Raw genomic sequence first — 19958 nt, 5'->3', positions numbered from 1 at the left:
CCGGCCCCCACCTGACACGAGTGGCCGCCCGTCCGCCAAACCCGTCCTTGCCGGCTGTCCCCTGTACCCTGTCCCCTGTCCCCCGCCGTTGCGGTCCCGGCCCGGCGCAGGCACTTTGCGCAACAGGCCATCACCCGCATCCGCACCGAACCCATGCTCCCACGCATCGCACTCGCCGCCGCGCTGCTGCCGGCGGCGCTCGCGGCCCAGCAGTCCATGCCGGGCTACGCGCCGCAGACCGCCGCGCGCCAGCGCACCGCCGAAGCCGCCGCCGTGCAAGCGCCCTCGCCCGACGTGGCCCGGCGCCACGCCCGCGCCCTCACGGCCGAGCCGCACGTGGCCGGCACCCCCGCCCAGCGCCGCACGGCCGACTACGTCGCGCAGCAGATGCGCGCGATGGGGCTGGAGACGGAGGTGCGCACCTACCGCGTGTGGATGCCGCACGCCACCGCCGTCCAGGTCTGGCGCGTCTCCCCCGATCCCGTGGAGCTGGACCTGGCCGAGCCCGTGGTCCCCGGCGACCCGGCTTCGCAGCAGCCGCAGTACCCCACCGTCAACGGCTACTCCGCCGCGGGCGACGCCTCCGGCGAGGTGGTGTACGTCAACTACGGCCTCGTGGAGGACTACGCCCGGCTGGACTCGCTGGGCGTCTCCGTCCGCGGCAAGGTGGCCGTGGCGCGGTACGGACGCAGCTTTCGCGGCATCAAGGCGCGCGAGGCGGAGCGGCACGGCGCCGTGGCCCTCATCATCTACAGCGACCCGCGCGACGACGGATACATGGCGGGCGAGGTGTATCCCGAGGGTCCCATGCGGCCCGAGGGCGCCGTGCAGCGCGGCAGCGTGATGAACGGCAACGGCGACCCCGCCACGCCCGGCTGGGCCTCCACGGCCAACGCGCGGCACCTGCCGCCGGAGCAGATGGCCATCCCCCGCATCCCCGTCGTGGCCATGGCGTACGGCGACGCGGCGGAGCTGCTGCGCGGCGTGCGCGGCACGGCCATCCCGGCGGACTGGCAGGGCGGCCTCCCGTTCCGCTACCACGTGGGCCCGGGTCCCGTCGTGGCGCGCGTCCGCGTGGAGACGGACGCGGCGACCAACGGGTGGAAGGAAATCCACAACACGTTCGGCATCATCCGCGGGACGGAGTTCCCGGACGAGATGGTGATGGTGGGCGCGCACCGCGACGCGTGGGGCCCCGGAGCGGCGGACAACGTGAGCGGCACCGTGAGCGTGCTGGAGTCGGCGCGGGCCGTGCTGGCCAGCGGCATCCGCCCCCGCCGCACGCTCGTCTTCGCCACGTGGGACGCCGAGGAGTGGGGGCTCATCGGCTCCACGGAGTACGTGGAGCAGGATTCGGCGCGGCTCACGCGGGGCGGCGTGGCGTACCTCAATCAGGACGCCTCCGCGCTGGGGCCCATCTTTGGCGGCGGCGGATCGCCGTCGCTGCGGGCCGCCCTGCGCGACGTGGCGCGCATCGTCCCCGACCCGTCCGGGCAGGGCAGCGTGTACGAGGCGTGGCGGCGCACGGCCGGCGTGCGCGACGGCGAGGAGCCGTCCATGGGCGACCCGGGCGGCGGATCGGACTTCGCGGGGTTCTACAACCACCTGGGCATTCCCCACGCGGACTGGGGCTTTGGCGGCGCGTACGGCGTGTATCACTCGCAGTACGACAGCCAGGCGTGGATGGAGCGCTTCGGCGACCCCAACTACACCAGCCACGCGGCGGCCGCGCGCGTGGGCGCGGCCCTGCTGCTGCGCCTGGCCAACGCCGACGTGGTGCCGTACGACTACGAGGAGTTCGCGCGCACCATGCGCGGCTACCTGCCCATGATGGAGGCCGCCGCGCGCCGCGCCGGGTGGGAGGTTCCCCTGCAGCCCCTGGGCGACGCCATCGGGCGGATGCAGCAGGCCGCCGCGGACTTCCGCACGGCGCGCGACGCGCGGCTGGGCGCGGGCGCGCCGCCCCGCGCCGTGCTGACCGCGACGAACGACGCGCTGCGGGGCGTGGAGCGGGCCCTCACGCGGCCCGAGGGGCTGCGCACGCGCCCGTGGTTCCGCGCGCTGATCTACGCGGCGGATGAGAACAACGGCTACAGCAACGTCGTCTTTCCGTCCGTCAGCGAGGCCATCCGCGACGGCGACCGCGCGCTGACGGAGCGTGAGCTGGCGGACCTCGTCGCCCGCTTCGACGCCGCCACGGCGGCCCTCGTCGCCGCGCGCCAGGCCATCGCCGGGCGCTGAGCTCGTGAGCAACGGCGGCTCACACGGGTTGACGGTGGAAGGCGCGCCGCCGGCACGAGCGCGCGGGATGGCTCTACGGAAAGGATTGCACACGGGGCCTTCGGCCAACGGGGTCAACGGTTTTTCCATCCGTTACCGTTCCCTCCGTTGGCCGAAGGCCCCGTGTGAGAATGCTGTTGGGTTCCTTCGGACCCAGCCCAAACGAGAAAGCGGCGGTGCGCTGGGTAGCGCACCGCCGCTCGCTTCATCGGGCCCGGCCGGGTGGGTCAGCTGTCGTCGCCGCCCATGCCCAGCGAGCCGAACGCGTCCTGGTTGGCCAGGAAGAACTGGATGTTGGACTTGAGCACGCCGTTGGGCATGTCGTTCAGCGCCTCGTCGCCGCCCATCTGCACCGCGATGGACCCGAACATGGCCTGCAGCATGGAGAAGAGGAACGTCACGTACTCGCGGCTGCTGAGCCCCGCGCCGTTGATGGCGCTCTTGATGCGCGGCTCGCTGTCGAACGCCGCCGCGATGTCGGTGATGTTCAGGTTCTCGGGATTGTCCGTGTCCAGCTGGTCCTCAAGGTCGAAGTTCTCGCCCTCCAGCCCCTCCAGCGCCTGCGTGGCCGCCAGGAACTTGGTGAGGTTGGCCGTCGTGAGCCGGTAGTTGGCCAGGGCCGGATCGTTGAACATCTGGCCCAGCGCGCCCGGCTGCGCGGCGGCGTCGGACGTGTCGGCGGCCACGGCGGCGAGCGACAGGCCCACGATGGCGAAGATACGGGCAAAGGCGCGCGGCACGCGGCGCACGGCGTCGATCACGGTCATTGGAAGGGCTCCTGCGGAAGAAGTCGATGTCGGGCTGCGGACGAGGGCGGGCGCGCAAGGGCGGGTCCGCGAGCGCCTCCGCGGCGACTGGCCCGGTGTGGTACGCGGTTCCTCCGCCAGAGTTTCACCGGGTGGATGATGATTGCGGACGCGCCCCGCCGCCGCGCATCTTCCTCCATCCGCCGCATCCGCCGACCAGCGATCGAGATCCGCCATGCGAACCACCCTCCGCGCGCTCGCCCTCACGGCCGCCCTGGCGCCCGCCGTCCACGCGCAGACGGCCGCGCCCGTGGAGGTGCCGGCCCGCTTCGTCGCCGGGCGCGTGATGGTGGACGTCGTCACCGCGTCGGGCGACACGCTGCGGTTCTTCACGGACACGGGCGGCGGCACGGCCATGCTGCACCCCGACGTCGTGGCGCGGCTGGGGCTGGCGGTGGACTCCGTGCGGATGGACGGCGAGGCGAACCCCCTGGTGGACGTTCCGCCCCTGCCGGCGGGCTCCCCGTTCCCGCTGCCGGGCGGGCCGTTTCCCGGGCGGCTGCTGGTGAGCCCGCCCACGCCCACCATCCACGACGGATACCACGGGATGCTGGGCCGCGTGTGGTTCGCGGAGCGCGCGTGGACGTTCGACTACCCCGCCGGCCGCCTCTTTCTGCGGGCCCCCGGCGACCTGCCCCCGCACGACGCCGCGCACCGCGTCCCCCTCGGCTTCAAGGTGAACCGGGCGGGCCAGCGGACCACGCACTTTCCCCGTATCCGCATCGAGGTGGACGGCGACTCGCTGGACCTGCTCTACGACAGCGGCGCCAGCCTGGGGATGACGGACAGCGCGCACGCCGCCCTGGCCGACGGCGGCCCGGCCATCCGCGGAACGAGCTTCATCGTGGCGCAGGTGTTCGACGGCTGGCGGGCGCGGCACCCCGACTGGCGGGTGATCGAGCGGGCCGAGCGCGGCACGGGCGCGGCCATCATCGAGGTGCCGCGCGTGTCCATCGGCGGATACGAAGTGGGGCCCGTGTGGTTCACGCGGCGGCCCGACCGCAACTTCCACGAGTACATGTCGCAGTGGATGGACCGGCGGATCGACGGCGCGCTGGGCGGGTCGGCCCTGGGCTACTTTCGCGTGACGGTAGACTACCCCAACGCCGTCGCCGTCTTCGAGCGCCCCTGATCCTGGGTCCGGAAAAGCAGTTGTTTTCCTGAGGGGCCCTCGCGAACTCGACCGTGCATGGATGCGTGCGGCCCCGAAGGATCTTCCCGCCCTGGCAAGGACCCGGTCCAGCAGCGAAGTCCCCTGCCTCGCGAAGGAGATCCTTCGGTCGCGCCCGTAGCCGTGTGAGCGGGCGAGTCCCGCGCGGGCGCTCCCTCAGGAAATCAACGCCTATACACGGTGTTTATGCAGATTTGATGTGACGAGCCGGATGAGGATGGCGGATGGATACAACACGGAGGCGCCGGAATGCATCCGGCGCCCCCGCTTTGCGTTCATCCGGCACCCGACGCCGTCAGAAGGTGGAGAACACCACCTCGCGATGATCGCCGGGCTCGAAGTCCACCCGCTGCCGGTCCACGAGACGGTTGGACGGCCGGACGCGCTGGGGCAGCACGCCCGAAATGGAGCGGGGCGTCCTGGTCTGCCGGGTGATCGGGGCGGTCCAGGCCGTGACGGTGGCGCGGCTGCTGCCCCGCGGAGAGAACCGGTACACCGTGTTTTCGCGCCCCTCCAGCATGCGCTGCCCCAGGCACGTGTTCTCCGTGCACAGCTGCACGCGAAGGGGAATCTCGGACGCGTTGCGGACCTCGATGGCCACCGGCGCGTCGGGTTCCGGGCCGCTGCCGGACCCGTTGGAGGCGGCGCAGCCCGCCGCCAGGACGGCCACGAGCGGGACCAGGACGAACGTCGAGCGCTTCATCACCACTTCCTCCTGCATCGAAAGGGTGCTGCCGGACTGCTGGAATGCCGGCCCCCGGGGCAAATCGCGTTCACCCGCGCTTCCCAGCGTTTTCCAGCCTTTCCGCCCCCGGACGAACGCGTACCGTCCAGAATCCCGGAAATCACCCGTCCCCGCGAGAGGGCGTCCGATCTGGACGCGGGATCAGCCGGCGCCGCCGGCCAGGGGCAGGCGCAGGGTAAAGGCGCTGCCGCGGCCCATCTCGCTCTCCACCGTCACGTCGCCGCCCAGCAGACGCGCCAGGTTGCGCGTGACGCTCAGTCCCAGCCCCGTGCCGCCCACGCGCCGGGTGGGCGCCTGCTCCACCTGCGAGAACGCGTCCCAGATGCGCTCCTGGTTCTCCGGCGCGATGCCGATGCCCGTGTCGCGCACGCGCAGCACGGCCTCCGCGCCTTCTTCCGCCAGCGTGAACAACACCTCGCCCGCGTCCGTGAACTTGACGGCGTTGGAGAGCAGGTTGAGCAGGATCTGGTGCACCTTGCCGGTGTCCGTCGTGACCCAGACGGGCTCCGGCGCCAGGTCCACGCGAAACGCCAGCCCCTTCTCCCGGGCCAGCGGCTCCACCAGGGCGCACGCCTCGCGGGCCAGGGCGGCCAGGTCCACGCGCTCGCGCAGCACCTCCTCGCGCCCGGCCTCCAGCCGCGAGAACAGCAGCACCTCCTCGATGAGCCGCAGCAGGTGCTTGCTGCCGATGCGGATGCGGCCCAGCTGCTCTCGCTGGGGATCGTTCAGGTCGCCGGCCACCCCCGCGTCCAGCAGGTCCGCGTAGCCGATGATGGCGTTGAGCGGCGTCCGCAGCTCGTGCGACATCACCGCCAGGAACTCGCTCTTGGCGGCGTTGGCGTGGATGGCCTCGGCGTACAGGCGGGCGTTGTCCACGGCCAGGGCCACGCGCCGCCCCAGCTCCTCCAGCCGCGCCGCGTCCTCGCCCGTGTAGCGGGGAATCGCGTCGGCCGCGGCCAGGGTGAGCGCGCCCAGCACCTGCCCGCGCGCCACGAGGGGCACGGAGACGTACGAGCGGATGCCCGCCATGCGCAGGGTGCCTTCCGCCTCCTCGCCGCCGGCGTCGCGCAGGAACTCGCTGCGGCCCGAGAGCGCCACCTCGAAGGGGCCCGCGCCCCGCCGGTCCACGGGGAACGCCGTGTCCATGGACGCCGCGTGGCCCTCCGCGTCCTGCCCCGCGGCCCGCGCCACGCGCCGCAGGCCGTTCTCGTCCACCACGTCCACGGCGCACCAGTCCCCCAGCGACTCCACGGCCAGGCGCGCCACGCGGGGCAGGTTCACCTCGAAGTCCATGGACGCCGCCAGGGCCGCGCCGGCCTCGGAGTACAGCCGCTGCCACGCGTCCACCCGGCGGCGCTCCGTGAGGTCCGTGTGCGCGCCCACCCACTCGCGCACCTGGCCCTCGCCGTCCAGCACGGGGATGGCGCTCACGCCCACGTAGCGGTACTCGCCGTCGTGGCGGCGCAGGCGGTACTCGTCCTGGTACAGGGTGCGGGTGCCCACGGCCTGCGTCCACGCACGCCGCACGCGCCCGCGCTCGTCCGGGTGCACGCAGCCCAGCCACCCCCAGCCCAGCGACTCGTCGGGGGCCTGCCCCGTGAAGTGCGTCCACCCGGGCTGCTCCTGCGCCACCTCGCCGGAGGGCGGCGTGGTCCACACGAACTCCGACGTGGCGGCCACGAGCGAGCGGAACCGCTCCTCGCTCTCGCGCACGGCCGCCTCCACCTCGCGCGAGCGGAGGAGGGCGTTGACGGTGGCCACCAGCTCGCGGGGCTCCACGGGCTGGGTGAGGTAGCCGTCGGCGCCCAGGTCCAGCCCCTGCACGCGGTGCTCCGCCGTGCGGTACGCGGCGGACAGGTACAGCACGGGGATGCCGGACGTCTCGGGGTCCGTCTTGATCTGCCGGCAGACCTCGAAGCCGTCCACGTCGGGCAGGTTCACGTCCAGCAGCACCAGGTCGGGGTGCTCGCTCTCCACCAGCCGCAGGGCATCGTTGCCCGTGGCGGCCTCGTGCACCTCGAACCCCGCCTGCCGCAGCACGCGCGACGTGGCGTAGCGGCCGGCCTCGTAGTCGTCCACGTTCAGCACGAGCACGTGGCGGCGGATGCGGTCGCGCTCCCGCCGGCCCAGGGCGGGCGCGTCAGCCTCCCTCATGGCGTTCCTCAGCCGATGGTTCCGGTGTGTCGGCCCCGCGGTACTCGCGCGGCACGACGAGCGTAAAGGTGGAGCCGCGGCCCGGCTCGCTCTCCAGGGTGAGCGAGCCGCCCAGCAGCTCCGCGAGCTTGCGCGAAAGGGGGAGCCCCAGCCCCGTGCCGCGGCGGCGGCGCTGCAGGCTGCCGTCCACCTGGGCAAAGTCCTCGAAGATGCGGTCCTGGTCCTCGGGCGCGATCCCCACGCCCGTGTCGGCCACGGTGAACGCCACGGTGTCGTCGTCCGCGACGCGCGCGGCCACCCGCACCTCGCCCGCCTCGGTGAACTTGAGGGCGTTGGACACCAGGTTGCGCAGGACCTGGGCGAGCTTGGACTCGTCTGTCCGCAGGGGCGGCAGGGCCGAGGCGTCGTCGAACACCAGCTGCGTGGTCTCGCCCGTCAGCAGGGGGCGCAGGGTGGCGCGCAGGGCGCTGAACAGGTCCGCCGCGTGGAACTCCACCGGGTACACGGTGAGCTTGCCCGCGTCCACCCGCGCCGTGTCCAGCAGGTCGTCCACCATGTTGAGCAGGTCGCGGGCGCTGCGCCGCACGAACCCCACCTGCTTTTCCTGCTCGTCCGTGAGCTCGCCGTCCACGCGGTCCAGCAGCAGCCCGCTCAGGGCCAGGATGCTGTCCAGGGGCGTGCGGAACTCGTGGCTCATGTACGACATGAACTGCGCCCGCAGGGCGTTGGCCCGGCGCAGCTGCTCCACCCGCTGGTCCAGCTCGGCGTAGAGCGCCACGACGCCGCGGTTGGTGTCCTCCAGCTCCTGGTTCAGGACGGCCATCTCCTCCTGCCGCACCCGCACCTCGGCCAGGGCCCCGGCCAGCTCCGCGTTCTGCCGCGCCAGCTCGTCCACGGGGTCCGGCGGGTGCAGGCGCGCCAGCTCCGCCGCGACCCGCGCCCGGACGCGCTCGTCCACGGGCGGGGCCGTGCGGGGCAGGCGCTTGGCCATCTGCACCGTGGTCCCCTCGCCGGGCACGGAGCGCAGGTCAAAGCGGTCCATGAGCCGCCGCGTGCCCACGATCCCCATCCCCATCCCCGTCCGCGACACGTAGCGGCCGTCCAGGACGTCGTCCAGGTGGGGAATGCCGGGGCCCCGGTCGCTCACCCGCGCCACGACGGCCTGCCCGCCCGGCCCGGCCTCCACGTCGAACTCGATGCGCCCGCCGCCGGCGTAGCGCACGGCGTTGCGGGCGATCTCGGAGACGGCCGTGGCGAATCGCACCACGTCCTGCCCCTCGGCGCCCACGCCCTCCGCCACCTGGCGGGCCAGCTGCCGCGCGGCCACCACGTCGGCGTCCGCGCGAAGCTCCAGCAGGGCCAGGGGCGCGCTCACGACGGCTGGATCTCGCGGGCCACGACGACCGTGGCGTCGTCGCGGCCGCGGCAAAAGTCGCGGTACAGCACGGCGGCGATGACGGCGGGGTCGCGCAGGGCCAGCCCGGGGTACTTCTCCAGCTGCCAGCGGGTGCTCACGCCGTCGGAGTGCATGACGAACAGGCCGCGCGGGGGAAGCGGGTACTCGAACAGCTGCACCTTGCGCATCTCGTGCCCCACGATGCCGTTGTGCGACACCAGGCTGCGCGTCTCGCCCGGCGCCCAGAGCGTGGCGGCGATGTTGCCCACGCCCGCGTAGCGCACCGTCCGCGCCTCCAGGTCGATCTCCGCCACGGAGACGGCCGCGCCGCGGGTGGGCCGCAGGGCGGAGTGCATGCGTTCCAGCAGCCGCTCCGGCCCGTCTTCCCAGTGCTCGTCGAACACGCGCACGGCCCCGATGGACGCCGTGGCCGCGTCGGGCCCGTGCCCCAGGCCGTCCGCGCACACCAGCACGCAGCGCGACGGCCCGTGCGCCGACGACCACGCGTCGCCGCACACGGGCTCGCCGGGCTTGGCCACGCTCACGGCGCCCACGGACACCTCCACGTCCGCCGGTCCCGGGTCCGCCGCCCACACGCGGGACATGAGGACGGTTCCCTGCCCCGCCTGCGAGAACAGCTCGAACTCGTCCGACAGGCGCGACAGGGCGCCCAGCCCCGTCCCCGGGCTTCCCGCCGTGCTGAACCCGTCGCGCAGGGCGTCGGCCACGCTGGGAATGCCCGGCCCGCGGTCCACCGTCAGCAGCTCCACGCCGCGGGCGGGCCCGCGGCCGCAGGGGCGCACGATGACCACGCCGCCGCCGTGCGCGTGCTTGGCCAGGTTGGTGGCCGCCTCCGTGGCGGCCAGGGCCGCGCGCCCCGCGTCCGTCTCGCCAAAGCCCAGCACCTGCGCCAGGGCGCCCACGCGGCGGCGCACCTCCCCCGCGCCCGACGGGTCGGTGACGTTCAGGGCAAAGCCGCCGTTCACTTCCACTTGGTCACCGTGATCCGCGTTCCCTCGCCGGGCGCGCTCTGGAGGGAGAACTCGTTCACGAGCCGGCGGGCGCCGCCCAGGCCCAGGCCCAGGCCGCCGCCCGTCGTGTAGCCGTCCTGCAGCGCCCGCTCCACGTCGGGGATGCCGGGTCCCTGGTCTTCGAAGGTCAGCCGCAGCCCCACGCGGATGCCCTCCTGCAGCTGCTCCATGCGCATGGCCCCGCCGCCGCCGTACACCACGGTGTTGCGGGCCAGCTCGCTGGCGGCCGTCACCAGCTTGGTCTGGTCCACCAGGCTGAAGCCCATCTCCACGGCCCAGGCGCGGACGGCCTGCCGCGCGCGCACCACGTCGTCCTCGGCGCGCAGGGGGCGGGTTTCATCCTTCCGGACCGCCATCGTCGTCTCCCGCGGGCGGCGCGTCGTCCAGCATCCCGGCCCGCAGCAGCTCCATCCCGCGCTCCACGTTCAGCGCGGTGCGGACGCCCGGGAGCGAAAGCCCCAGCTCCACCAGGGTAATGGCCACGGCGGGCTGCATGCCCACCACCACCGTCTCGGCGTCCAGCACCCGCGACATGGCGGCGATGTTGGCCAGCACCCGGCCAATGAAGCTGTCCACCACCTCCAGCGACGAGATGTCGATGAGCACGCCCCGCGCGCCGTCGCGGACAATGCGGTCCGTCAGGTCGTCCTGCAGCGCCAGGGCCAGCCGGTCGTGCATGTCCACCTGGATGGTGACCAGCAGCACCCGGCCCATCTTGAGGATGGGGATGCGTTCCATGCTCAGGCCCGCGCCCGCGTGACCGCGTACCCCGTCGTGCGCAGGGCCACGGCGATGGCGTCGGCCAGCGTGGCCTTGGTGGTCACGTTCTCCAGGACGATGCCCAGGTGCACGATGGTCTGCGCGATCTGCGGGCGAATGCCGCTGATGACGCACTCCGCGCCCATCAGCCGGGCCGCCGCCACCGTCTTGATGAGGTGCTGCGCCACGAGCGTGTCCACCGTGGGCACGCCCGTGATGTCGATGATGGCCACCTGCGCGCCCGTCTCCACGATGCGGGTGAGCAGGTTCTCCATCACCACCTGCGTGCGCGCGCTGTCCAGCGTGCCGATGAGGGGCACGGCCACCACGCCCTCCCAGATCTTCACCACGGGGGTGGACAGCTCCAGCAGCTCCTGCTGCTGCCGGGCGATGACCTCCTCGCGGCTGCGCTGGTACACCTCCGTGGTGAACAGGCCCAGCCGGTCCAGGAGGTGGCCCGCCGCCCAGGTGGCCTCGGCCAGCGCGGACGGGTCCGCCACCCGCTCGCGCAGGCGCTGGAACAGCGGCTGCTTGAGCGAAAAGACGAACATGGCCGTCTCCGTGGGGCTGAAGCCCTGCAGGGCGCGGGAGCGCGAGACGCTGGACAGCAGGTCGCGCAGGGGCTCCCACTGGGGTCCCATGATCTCCTGCGCGCCCTGCTGCACGGGCCCGCGCAGCAGCGCCAGGAACTCGGCGGACTGCTGCCGCAGCTCCACCTCGGACATCAGGTCCCGGCGGTGGGCGCCGTTGGAAAGCTGCTCACGGATCCACTCGTCCAGCAGCCCCTGCTCCTCTTCGGAGAGAAGGGCGGCCAGGGTGTTCGGGGTGTCGGGCATGGCGTCTCGGGTCCGCCGCGGGCGGGCGGAGGTCGGGAGGGGTGATCGGCGCTGCGATCCAGGCGCCGGGGCAGCCCGGCAAGGGAAACGTACGCCGAAAACGCGCGGCGCGGCAAGGCTTTCCCTCGGCGCGCAAACGTTTGTCTACACGCGATCTCCGTGCCGCGGGACCGCGTGCTCGCGCGGAGTGAGGCAGGGGCAGGGGAGGAACTTCAACGGCAACGGCATGGTCACGCAGAGCCGCGGAGGGCGCGGAGTACTTCATCGCGTGGACGAAGTCCTCCGCGGCTCCGGCAGGATGCGGAGCGTTCCGTCGACCGTGCCGGCGCAAACGACACCGGCCGCCCGAACGGGGCGGCCGGCGGCGATCTGCATCGTTGTTACCGGAGAAGGGGATACCGCAGGACGGCCGGCTCGGGATCGTGGCGAACCGCGTACAGCGTGCTCCCGCCAGGGTCCACCGCGATCGCGAGGGCAAGGGCGTCCAGCGCGTATCGCGCCCGCAGCCTGCCGTCCCAGTCGAACGCGTGCACTTCGACGCCAAAGCTCGCCTTGCCGGGGCGCTCGGCGCGCGTGGCGCCGGAGTACAGGGCGTACAGCCGGTCGTCCGTCGCGAACAGGTCCACGTAGCCAAAGCGCAAATCGTCGCCCGTCCCCATGACGGGTGCTCCCGCGCGGACCTTCGGCTCGTACACGGGCTCGAAGTTCGCCGGCCCCCGGCCAACGGTGACGAGCCGCCCGTCCGTCCCGTAGATCTCCACCCGGTCCGCGTGACGCGTGCCGATGGCAAGCAGGGGCCGCGATGGATGCCGGACCAGCGTTCCCGCGTATGCGTGCTGCGCCACGGCCGGCGGGGTGTTGGGCTTTGCGGGCGGCAGCGGCCCCACCACGTCTCGCGGCTCACCCGCCGCGTCGAACCGGGCAAGGCGGCCGGTGGTGAACATCCCCGAGCTCACGAGCAGCGAGTCCGCCGTCCACACCGCCGTCATGGGCAGATGGTCGCCCCGCAGCACAAGCGTGCGCCGCAACGGGTTGGGCGCTCCCGCGAGCAGCGCGGACACATCCAGCAGCGTCAGCCGGACCTGGGCGGGATCGAACAGCCACACCTCGCGCGGGCCGGCCGACTGAATGCCCCACAGCGACGAAAACTCACCCGGCCCTTCTCCCTGGCGCCCCCACGAGGCGAGGTACCGGCCGTCCGCGCGGGCAATCACGTGCAGCGCGTGGGGCCGCGGAACGTCGCCCACCAGCACCCAGTCTCCCGCGACCCCAATGCTCTGCGGGCGGGAGAGCCTGTCGCCGCCGTACAGCACCGTTCCGGTGAGCGGCTCGACCACCGGCACGTAGGCGGCCGCATCGGGCTTTCCCTCTCCGCAGGCGGCCATTAGGCACGTGGCCACGAGGAGCCCTGCCCGCGCGAACGGACGCGTGCGGCTCACGTCTGCTGGACCGCGCACGATCCGGCGCTGCCGTTCATGTAGGCGTCCGCGACGCGCACTCCGTTGATGAAGCAAAGCGACTTTTCCTCGTAGCAGCAGGTTCCGTCCGCACAGGCGGTGGCGGGAACCAGGCCGCGCTCCGGAGAGAACGTAACGGGCGAGACGGCGGCGGGTACGGCGGCCAGCACCAGGAGAATCCGCAGGCGCCTGGGTGAAATCACGTGCATTGTTGTTCCAGGGTTCGGCGGGATCAGGTCTGCGAGACGACTTTGCAGCCGCCCTGGGGCTTGTAGTAGTAGTTGGGCTCGGCGTGCGTGCCCACGACGCAGGTGGATTTCTCCTCCGGACAGCAGGTCCCGTCCTGGCAGGCAGCCTCCTGCACTCGCAATCCGCCCGCGCCAACGGTGACGGGAGCAGACGCAGTGATCACGGCGCCCGCGAGCAGGAGGGCTCGCGGGAAGATTCGCTTCGGCATTCGGCCTCCAGAAAGGCGGGAGGGGTGGGAGAGCCAGCTACGGCAGCGCGAGCGCGACGTGCACCACCTCCCCGGGTGTGTAGTCGACGGGGAAGTTGGCGATTCGGGTGCCGCGTCGTACGGTCACCACCGCGCGCGACACCTTGCCCGGGCTGACGCGATAGCGTGCGGTGCCGCCGGGCCGAATGTCCCGGAACGCGGAGCAGCCGGACGCCCCGCACACCTGGGTGGGCAGTGTCGTGGCCGTGGGATTGTGCACCACGACGGTGACCGGTGCGGGCTCGCCACTCGCGACCGCGCGCGGCGCACATCCCGTTGCGGCCGTCAGGATAAGCACCGGCAGGATAACGGAGTATCGCATGAGAACCGCTCCTATTGCGCATTGAGAATTCCCATAAAGAATAGTTTACGCCACTTGCATTCACAAGCATCCTGGCTGTTACCCAAACGCGCACGCCCCCGTCTGGCTGGATTCCGCGCGCCGACCCGAACCGGTTGCAGTTCTCTGCGTCCTCTGCGGCTCTGCGTGAGAAACGCAGTTGCAGTACTCTGCTGCCCCTGCTCCCTCTGCGTGAGAATGCAGTTCCCGCTCGAAACCCGGCGTAACGAAAAAGCGCGCGGCCCCGCAAGGGAGCCGCGCGCTTCCGTCCCATCCACCGAACCGGCGGACGCTACTGCATCACGGGCAGGGAGCCGGGGCCACCCTGTCGATCCAGCCCCGCGCCCAGGGGCACCTTGATGCACGCCGCGAAGTGCCCGCCGCCCTTGTCGGCCAGGGGCGGGACGATCTTGGCGCAGTCCGCGTCCTTGAGCGGATGATGGCAGCGCGGGTGGAACGGACAGCCGCTGGGCGGGTTGGCCGGCGAGGGCACGTCGCCCTGCAGCACGATGCGCTCGCGGCGAACCCGCGGGTCCGGGATGGGCACGGCCGAGAGCAGCGCCTGCGTGTACGGCATCAGCGGGTTGCGGTACAGCTCGTCCGCGTCCGCCAGCTCCACGATGCGGCCCAGGTACATCACCGCCACGCGGTCGCTGATGTGCTCCACCACCGACAGGTCGTGCGCGATGAACAGAAAGCTCAGGCCGAACTGGTTCTGCAGGTCCTGCAGCAGGTTGATGACCTGCGCCTGCACCGACACGTCCAGGGCCGACACGGGCTCGTCGCACACGATGAGCTCCGGCTCCACGGCCAGCGCCCGCGCGATGCCCAGGCGCTGCCGCTGCCCGCCCGAGAACTCGTGCGGGTAGCGCACGGCGTGCTCCGGGCGCAGGCCCACCACGCGCAGCAGCTCGGCGATGCGGTCGTTGGCCTTTTGCCCCGTGGCGATCTTGTGGATGGCCAGCACCTCGCGGAGCATGTCCGCGATGGTCATCCGCGGATTCAGCGAGCTGTACGGGTCCTGGAAGACGATCTGCACCCGGCGCCGCATGCGCCGCAGGTCGTCCTTGCCCATCTCCATGATGTTGCGCCCGTCGAACACGGCGCTGCCGGCCGTGGGCTCGATGAGCCGCAGGATGGCGCGCCCCGTGGTGCTCTTGCCGCAGCCGGACTCGCCCACCATCCCCAGCGTCTCGCCCTTGCGCAAAAAGAACGACACGCCGTCCACCGCCTTGACGTCGCCCACGTGGCGGTTGAAGAGGCCCTTGCGGATGGGGAAGTACTTCTTGAGCCCCTTTACCGTCAGCAGGGCGTCGGCCGGCGGCTCCATGTCGTCGGGCGTCTGGCCGCGCAGGTCGCTGTCGCCCTTGGCGGGGGGCAGCACGTCGCGCTCCGCCGGCGTCTTGTGCACGGCCGCGCGCGTGTCGTCGCCCGTCACGGGCCCGCGCTCCAGCCCCGCACCGATGAGCGGCTCCGAGACGGAGCGCGGCCCCTCGCCGCCGCTGCGCTGGCCGTCCGCGGCGCCCCGGCCGCCGGCGGGGGTGCGCCCCTCGGGCGTGTTCGCCATCAGGCCACCTCCTCCCCGCCCGCGCCCGGCGCCAGGTCCGGGTCACCCGCCGTGGGCGTGGCCGCGCCCGTCCCCGTCAGCGCGCCGTCGGGGGTAAAGCCGCCCGTCTGCCGGCGCACCTCCTCGCGGCGCTCCGGGTACTTCACCAGCCAGCACTTGTTCTTGCGCCCGGGGCCGATCTCGAACAGCGGCGGCGCCTCCTTCTCCGTCTTTTCCCAGCCGTACGGGCAGCGGTCGTGAAAGCGGCAGCCCACGGGCCAGTTGGTGGGCGCCGGCACCACGCCGGGGATCACGGCCAGCCGCTCCTTCTCGCCGCCCAGCTTGGGCATGGAGCGCAGCAGCCCCTCCGTGTACGGGTTCTGGGGGTTGTGGAACACGTCGTCCACGGGCCCCTCCTCGAACACCTGCCCCGCGTACATCACGATCACCCGGTCGCACGTCTCGGCCACCACGCCCAGGTCGTGCGTGATGAGGATGATGCTCATCCCCAGTTCGCTCTGCAGCCGGTTGAGCAGCTCCAGGATCTGCGCCTGGATGGTCACGTCCAGGGCCGTCGTGGGCTCGTCGGCAATGAGCAGCTTGGGGTCGCACGCCAGCGCCATGGCGATCATCACGCGCTGGCGCATGCCGCCGGAAAGCTGGTGCGGGTACTCGTCCACCCGCTGGTGGGGGATGGGGATGCCCACCAGCTGCAGCATCTCGATGGCCCGGTCGCGCGCGGCCTTCTTGCCCAGCCCCTGGTGCAGCCGCAGCGACTCGATGATCTGGTCGCCCACGGTGAACACGGGGTTCAGCGACGTCATGGGCTCCTGGAAGATCATGGCGATGTCGTTGCCGCGGATCTCCCGCATCCGCTTTTCCGACGCCGCCGCCAGGTCCTCCACGCCGTCCTCGTGGCGAAAGAGGATGCGCGAGCCTTCCTGGATCTTTCCCGGCGGCGACGGGATCAGGCGCATCACGGAAAGCGAGGTGACGGACTTGCCGCTCCCCGACTCGCCCACGATGCCCAGCGTCTCGCCGGGGTTCACGTGAAAGGACACGCCGTCCACGGCGCGCGCCACGCCGTTCTCCGTCGTGAACCAGGTGCGCAGGTTCTCCACCTGCAGGATCGGCCCGCCCGCCGCCGACGGCGGCACGACCGAGATGTCCGGTTGCGTCAAATCAGCCCCCATTCCCTGAGCGCCGTGATGGCACGCGGCCGCTCCACCCACATCCATGCCGGGTCGATCCACATCCCGGGAAGCACCCGGCTGGTGGCTCGCGGGGGATCGCCCGGCGGCACGAGTTCGTACGTACCCGTCTCCGATCGCGAGTAGACCTCCAGCGTCTCCGCGTCCGGATCGATGATCCAGTACTCCGGGACTCCGGCCTGCTGGTACTCCAGGCACTTCTCCCGCCGGTCACGCACGCGGCTCTCGGGGCTGATGATCTCGATGGCGAGGTCCACCGGCCCGTCCACGAACGTGCGCTTGAAGCGGTATGTGTGCTCCGGCGTGAGATAGAACACGTCGGGCTCGCGGCCCACGCGGGGCCCGAGCCGGACCTGGAAGCCGGCCTGCGCGGCCAGCCCGTCGATCTCGTTGAACTCCAGGTACCCGGCGATCGCGCTGTACAGGAACCCCGCGATCAGCAGGTGCCGGTCCGTCGGCGGAGTCATCTCCACCACCTCCCCGTCCACCCATTCCGCGCGAACCCCGCCGTACGCCGCGAGGAAGTCCTCGTAGCTGATCCCGCCGGGCCGGTGCTCCAGCTGCGCGATCATGCTCACACCCCCCATTCCGCGAAGACGGCGGGCATGCGGGGCGGCGGCTGCTGCCACAGCCAGGCGACCGGGATCCACAGTCCCCGCAGCACGTCGCTGCGCAGGACCTCCGGATCACCCAGCGCAACGACCTCGTAGACGCCCCGCGGCCCCAGCCGGTACGCTTCCACCCGCTCCCGGAGCGGATCCACCAGCCAGTATTCCGGCACCCCCGCCTGCTCGTACTCGTAGTACTTCACGCCCCGGTCCACCGCCCGCGTGGAAGGGCTGACGATCTCGATCACCAGGTCCGCGGCCCCGTCCACGAACGTTCCCTGCACCCGCTCCGCGTTCTCGGCGCGGATGAAGAACACGTCGGGCTCGCGGGCGACCTCCTCGCTCAGCCGCAGGGGGTACGCGTTGACGTACGTCTCCCCCAACCCGCCGTTCGCATCCGCCCAGTACTGGATGATGGCCGCGAGAAACCGGCTCAGCCGCCCCTGCGGCTCGTTCCCTGGACTCATGACGTAGGCCTGCCCCCCCACCCATTCCGCGTGCACGCCGTCGTAGGCCTCGAGAAACGCCTCGAAGCTCATCTCCCGCGCATCCACCTGGACGGGGCCGACGTGCGTGGCCATGCTCACCTCACGTCCGCAGGCGCGGGTCCAGCGCGTCGCGCAGGCCGTCGCCCAGCAGGTTGAAGGCGACCACCGTGAGCACGATGGCCAGGCCCGGGAAGGTGGCGATCCACCACGCCTCCGTGAGCGCGTCGCGGCCGTCGGCCACCATGTTGCCCCAGCTGGGGGTGGGCGGCTGCACGCCCAGCCCCAGGAACGACAGCGACGCCTCCGTGAGGATCGTGAGGCCGATGCCCAGCGTGGCCGACACGATCACGGGGGCCATGGTGTTGGGGATCACGTGGCGCAGGATGATGCGCAGGTCCCCCATCCCCAGCGCCCGCGCCGCCTGCACGAACTCGCGCTCGCGCAGGCTGAGCACCTCGCCGCGCACGATGCGCGACGTGCCCATCCACCCCGTCAGGCCCAGGACGACGACCACGAGCCAGATGCTGGGGCTCTCGAAGACGGCGATGACGACGATGAGCAGCACCAGGCGGGGAAAGGCCAGCATCATGTCCGTAAAGCGCATGAGCACGCCGTCCACCCAGCCGCCAAAGTAGCCCGCCACGGCCCCGATGAGCGTGCCCAGCGTCATGCTGATGCCCACGGCCACGAAGCCGATGGACAGCGAGATGCGGGCGCCGTACAGGGTGCGCGACAGGATGTCGCGGCCGAACTTGTCCGTCCCCAGCCAGTGCGCGGCCGAGGGCGGCAGGTAGCGCGAGGTGATGATGTCGCCCTGCGCCGCCGGGTCGAACGGCGCGATGAGGGGCGTGAGCAGGGTCACCAGGTACAGCACGATCATCACGGCCAGCCCCATCATGGCCAGCCGGTTCTTCTTGAAGTGCCGCGCCGCGATGGCCCACTGGCTGTCGCCCCGCTGGCGGGACCGGGCCAGGTGCGCGGGGCTCACGGACTTCCACGTCCACCGCAGCAGGGCGCCCACGGTCACCACCAGGGTGGCCAGGGCCAGCCACATGTCGATCCCCACCCGCTCCATCCCCGGCACGGCCACCACGCGGGCCCAGCTCAGGTACACGAGCGAGAAGAAGAAGCCCCAGGCCAGCACCAGGGTCACCACGCGGGCCCACGCCACCCCTCCGCGGCCGGGGGCGGCGGTCTGGGGCGGCGCGGCCGGGGGCATGGGCTCCGGCGGGACGGACTCTACGTCGGGAGAAGCACGCATGTCGGGCTCGTTCTCGCTACTCGTTGCGGATTCGCGGGTCCACCACGGCGTACAGCACGTCGGACAGCAGGTTGCCCAGCACCACCAGCGCCGCGATGACGAACGACGTGGCCATCACCATGGGGTAGTCGCGGGCCAGGATGGCCTCCACGATGGCCCGGCCCATCCCCGGCCAGGCAAAGATCGTCTCCACCAGCACGGCGCCCGACAGCAGGAAGGGCAGGTACAGCCCCACGAGCGTGATGATGGGGATGAGGGCGTTGCGCAGGGCGTGCTTGAAGATCACCGTGCGCTCCGACAGCCCCTTTGCCCGCGCCGTGCGGATGAAGTCCTGGTGGATCACCTCCAGCATGGAGCCGCGCATGTACCGCGCGACCCCCGCCGCCGAGCCGATGCCCAGGGCCACGGCCGGCAGCACCAGGTGCCGGATGCGGTCGCCCGCCTTGGCCCCCACCGACAGGTAGTCGTAGTCGATGCTCATCATCCCCGAGGCCGGCCAGTTGAACAGCCACCCCGCGTCCTGTCCCCGCGAGAAGATCAGGATGAGCATGAGGGCGAACCAGAAGCTGGGCATCGAGTAGAAGAACAGCGCGCCGAACGTGAGCACGTTGTCGGCCACGCTGTACTGCCGCACCGCCTGGACGATGCCGATGAGCATGCCCACCGCGAAGATCACCACCAGCGACACCAGGGTGAGCTGCATGGTGTTCCACAGCACCTCGGGCAGGATCTCGCCGATGGGGCGCATCTGCCCGAACGAGTAGCCGAAGTCGCCCGACAGGAACGACGTGAGCCACTTCCAGTACTGGATGTGCAGCGGCTGGTCCAGCCCCAGGTTGCGGCGCATCTGCTCGATGACCTCGGGGCTCACGTTGGGGTTGAAGAACCGCGCCGTGGGATCCCCGGGCGCCAGGTGCACCACGAAGAAGATGATGGTCAGGATTCCCAGCAGCAGGGGAATCGCGCCCAGCAGCCGCCGGACCAGGTAGCCGATCATCCGTTCACCTCACCCCTTGGTTTTCTGGCCGGCGCTGTCCGCGCCCCCGCCCGTGGAACCCCGTCCGCCCGTCACCCACCACTCCCACGTGTTCTGGTACGCCCCGTAGGTGTTCACCTTCACGCCCCGCAGCTCGTCCCTGCGCCCCGTCACGGCGTCGTAGTAGTACAGCCACGTGTAGGGCTGGTCCTGCACGATCCGCTCCGCGGCGGCCTGCCACAGGGGCCGGGCCGTCTCGGCCGTGGGCTGGGCCTCGGCCTCGCGCATGAGCCGGGTGACCTCGGGGTTGCGGTACGAGGTGATGTTGAACCCCGCGTCGGGCGCCCACAGCGCCGTCAGGTTGGGCGACAGCTCCACGCCCCAGCTGCCCAGCGCC

21 protein-coding genes are annotated in these 19958 nt (G+C 71.8%); 2 read left to right on the top strand and 19 right to left on the bottom strand.

Annotated elements, in window-relative coordinates; genetic code table 11:
* Window positions 1-153: 153 nt before the first annotated feature.
* Entirely contained in the window at window positions 154-2241 is a 2088-nt protein-coding gene (locus VFZ20_RS02210; RefSeq protein WP_329682182.1) for a M20/M25/M40 family metallo-hydrolase, read from the top strand.
* 266 nt (window positions 2242-2507) lie between these two features.
* On the opposite strand, the gene VFZ20_RS02205 is transcribed toward VFZ20_RS02210, so the two are convergent.
* Window positions 2508-3047, bottom strand: coding sequence for a hypothetical protein (locus VFZ20_RS02205; protein WP_329682181.1), 540 nt, complete (start codon window positions 3045-3047; stop codon window positions 2508-2510).
* A 214-nt stretch (window positions 3048-3261) separates the two neighbouring features.
* On the opposite strand from VFZ20_RS02205, the gene VFZ20_RS02200 reads away from it, so the two are divergent.
* On the top strand, window positions 3262-4218 hold the full coding sequence (locus VFZ20_RS02200; protein WP_329682180.1) for a hypothetical protein: 957 nt from the start codon (window positions 3262-3264) through the stop codon (window positions 4216-4218).
* Between the two features lie 334 nt (window positions 4219-4552).
* Here VFZ20_RS02200 and VFZ20_RS02195 read toward each other — a convergent pair whose 3' ends face one another.
* The 18 genes from VFZ20_RS02195 to VFZ20_RS02110 all read right to left on the bottom strand — a co-directional run.
* Window positions 4553-4960, bottom strand: a complete 408-nt coding sequence (locus VFZ20_RS02195; RefSeq protein WP_329682179.1) for a hypothetical protein — start codon at window positions 4958-4960, stop codon at window positions 4553-4555.
* Window positions 4961-5143: 183 nt separating this feature from the next.
* Window positions 5144-7156: an ATP-binding protein gene (locus tag VFZ20_RS02190; RefSeq protein ID WP_329682178.1), complete on the bottom strand. Its 2013-nt coding sequence runs from the start codon at window positions 7154-7156 to the stop codon at window positions 5144-5146.
* Complete coding sequence (locus tag VFZ20_RS02185; protein ID WP_329682177.1) at window positions 7143-8531, bottom strand: ATP-binding protein; 1389 nt, start codon at window positions 8529-8531, stop codon at window positions 7143-7145. The genes VFZ20_RS02190 and VFZ20_RS02185 overlap by 14 nt, the downstream gene beginning before the upstream one ends.
* On the bottom strand, window positions 8528-9544 hold the full coding sequence (locus tag VFZ20_RS02180; RefSeq protein ID WP_329682176.1) for a SpoIIE family protein phosphatase: 1017 nt from the start codon (window positions 9542-9544) through the stop codon (window positions 8528-8530). Before VFZ20_RS02180 ends, VFZ20_RS02185 begins: the two co-directional genes overlap by 4 nt.
* Complete coding sequence (locus VFZ20_RS02175; RefSeq protein WP_329682175.1) at window positions 9535-9939, bottom strand: anti-sigma regulatory factor; 405 nt, start codon at window positions 9937-9939, stop codon at window positions 9535-9537. Before VFZ20_RS02175 ends, VFZ20_RS02180 begins: the two co-directional genes overlap by 10 nt.
* Entirely contained in the window at window positions 9920-10321 is a 402-nt protein-coding gene (locus VFZ20_RS02170) for an STAS domain-containing protein (RefSeq protein ID WP_329682174.1), read from the bottom strand. Before VFZ20_RS02170 ends, VFZ20_RS02175 begins: the two co-directional genes overlap by 20 nt.
* A gap of 2 nt (window positions 10322-10323) precedes the next feature.
* The gene (locus VFZ20_RS02165; protein WP_329682173.1) at window positions 10324-11178 is read right to left on the bottom strand and encodes an STAS domain-containing protein; all 855 of its coding nucleotides are present in this window, start codon (window positions 11176-11178) and stop codon (window positions 10324-10326) included.
* A 380-nt stretch (window positions 11179-11558) separates the two neighbouring features.
* A complete protein-coding gene (locus tag VFZ20_RS02160) occupies window positions 11559-12617 on the bottom strand; it encodes a BF3164 family lipoprotein (protein WP_329682172.1) in 1059 nt (352 codons plus the stop codon).
* A complete protein-coding gene (locus VFZ20_RS02155) occupies window positions 12614-12844 on the bottom strand; it encodes a hypothetical protein (protein ID WP_329682171.1) in 231 nt (76 codons plus the stop codon). Before VFZ20_RS02155 ends, VFZ20_RS02160 begins: the two co-directional genes overlap by 4 nt.
* A gap of 23 nt (window positions 12845-12867) precedes the next feature.
* On the bottom strand, window positions 12868-12999 hold the full coding sequence (locus VFZ20_RS02150; RefSeq protein ID WP_329682170.1) for a hypothetical protein: 132 nt from the start codon (window positions 12997-12999) through the stop codon (window positions 12868-12870).
* Window positions 13000-13129: 130 nt separating this feature from the next.
* Complete coding sequence (locus VFZ20_RS02145; RefSeq protein WP_329682169.1) at window positions 13130-13453, bottom strand: hypothetical protein; 324 nt, start codon at window positions 13451-13453, stop codon at window positions 13130-13132.
* A 310-nt stretch (window positions 13454-13763) separates the two neighbouring features.
* Window positions 13764-14801, bottom strand: coding sequence for a dipeptide ABC transporter ATP-binding protein (locus tag VFZ20_RS02140; protein ID WP_349264052.1), 1038 nt, complete (start codon window positions 14799-14801; stop codon window positions 13764-13766).
* 236 nt (window positions 14802-15037) lie between these two features.
* Window positions 15038-16210 (bottom strand): ABC transporter ATP-binding protein, encoded by a 1173-nt coding sequence (locus VFZ20_RS02135; RefSeq protein ID WP_414682919.1) that lies wholly within the window; start codon window positions 16208-16210, stop codon window positions 15038-15040.
* The gene (locus VFZ20_RS02130) at window positions 16195-16800 is read right to left on the bottom strand and encodes a Uma2 family endonuclease (RefSeq protein WP_329682183.1); all 606 of its coding nucleotides are present in this window, start codon (window positions 16798-16800) and stop codon (window positions 16195-16197) included. The genes VFZ20_RS02135 and VFZ20_RS02130 overlap by 16 nt, the downstream gene beginning before the upstream one ends.
* Window positions 16801-16802: 2 nt before the next feature.
* Window positions 16803-17417: a Uma2 family endonuclease gene (locus VFZ20_RS02125; RefSeq protein WP_329682166.1), complete on the bottom strand. Its 615-nt coding sequence runs from the start codon at window positions 17415-17417 to the stop codon at window positions 16803-16805.
* A gap of 7 nt (window positions 17418-17424) precedes the next feature.
* A complete protein-coding gene (opp4C, locus tag VFZ20_RS02120) occupies window positions 17425-18585 on the bottom strand; it encodes an oligopeptide ABC transporter permease (RefSeq protein ID WP_329682165.1) in 1161 nt (386 codons plus the stop codon).
* A 16-nt stretch (window positions 18586-18601) separates the two neighbouring features.
* The gene (locus VFZ20_RS02115; protein ID WP_329682164.1) at window positions 18602-19582 is read right to left on the bottom strand and encodes an ABC transporter permease; all 981 of its coding nucleotides are present in this window, start codon (window positions 19580-19582) and stop codon (window positions 18602-18604) included.
* A gap of 9 nt (window positions 19583-19591) precedes the next feature.
* The coding region (locus VFZ20_RS02110) for a hypothetical protein (protein ID WP_329682163.1) at window positions 19592-19958 on the bottom strand (367 nt) is incomplete at its 5' end.

Source organism: Longimicrobium sp. (assembly GCF_036280135.1).
Taxonomy (GTDB): Bacteria; Gemmatimonadota; Gemmatimonadetes; order Longimicrobiales; family Longimicrobiaceae; genus Longimicrobium.
This window is presented reverse-complemented; position numbering and strand designations above follow the sequence as displayed.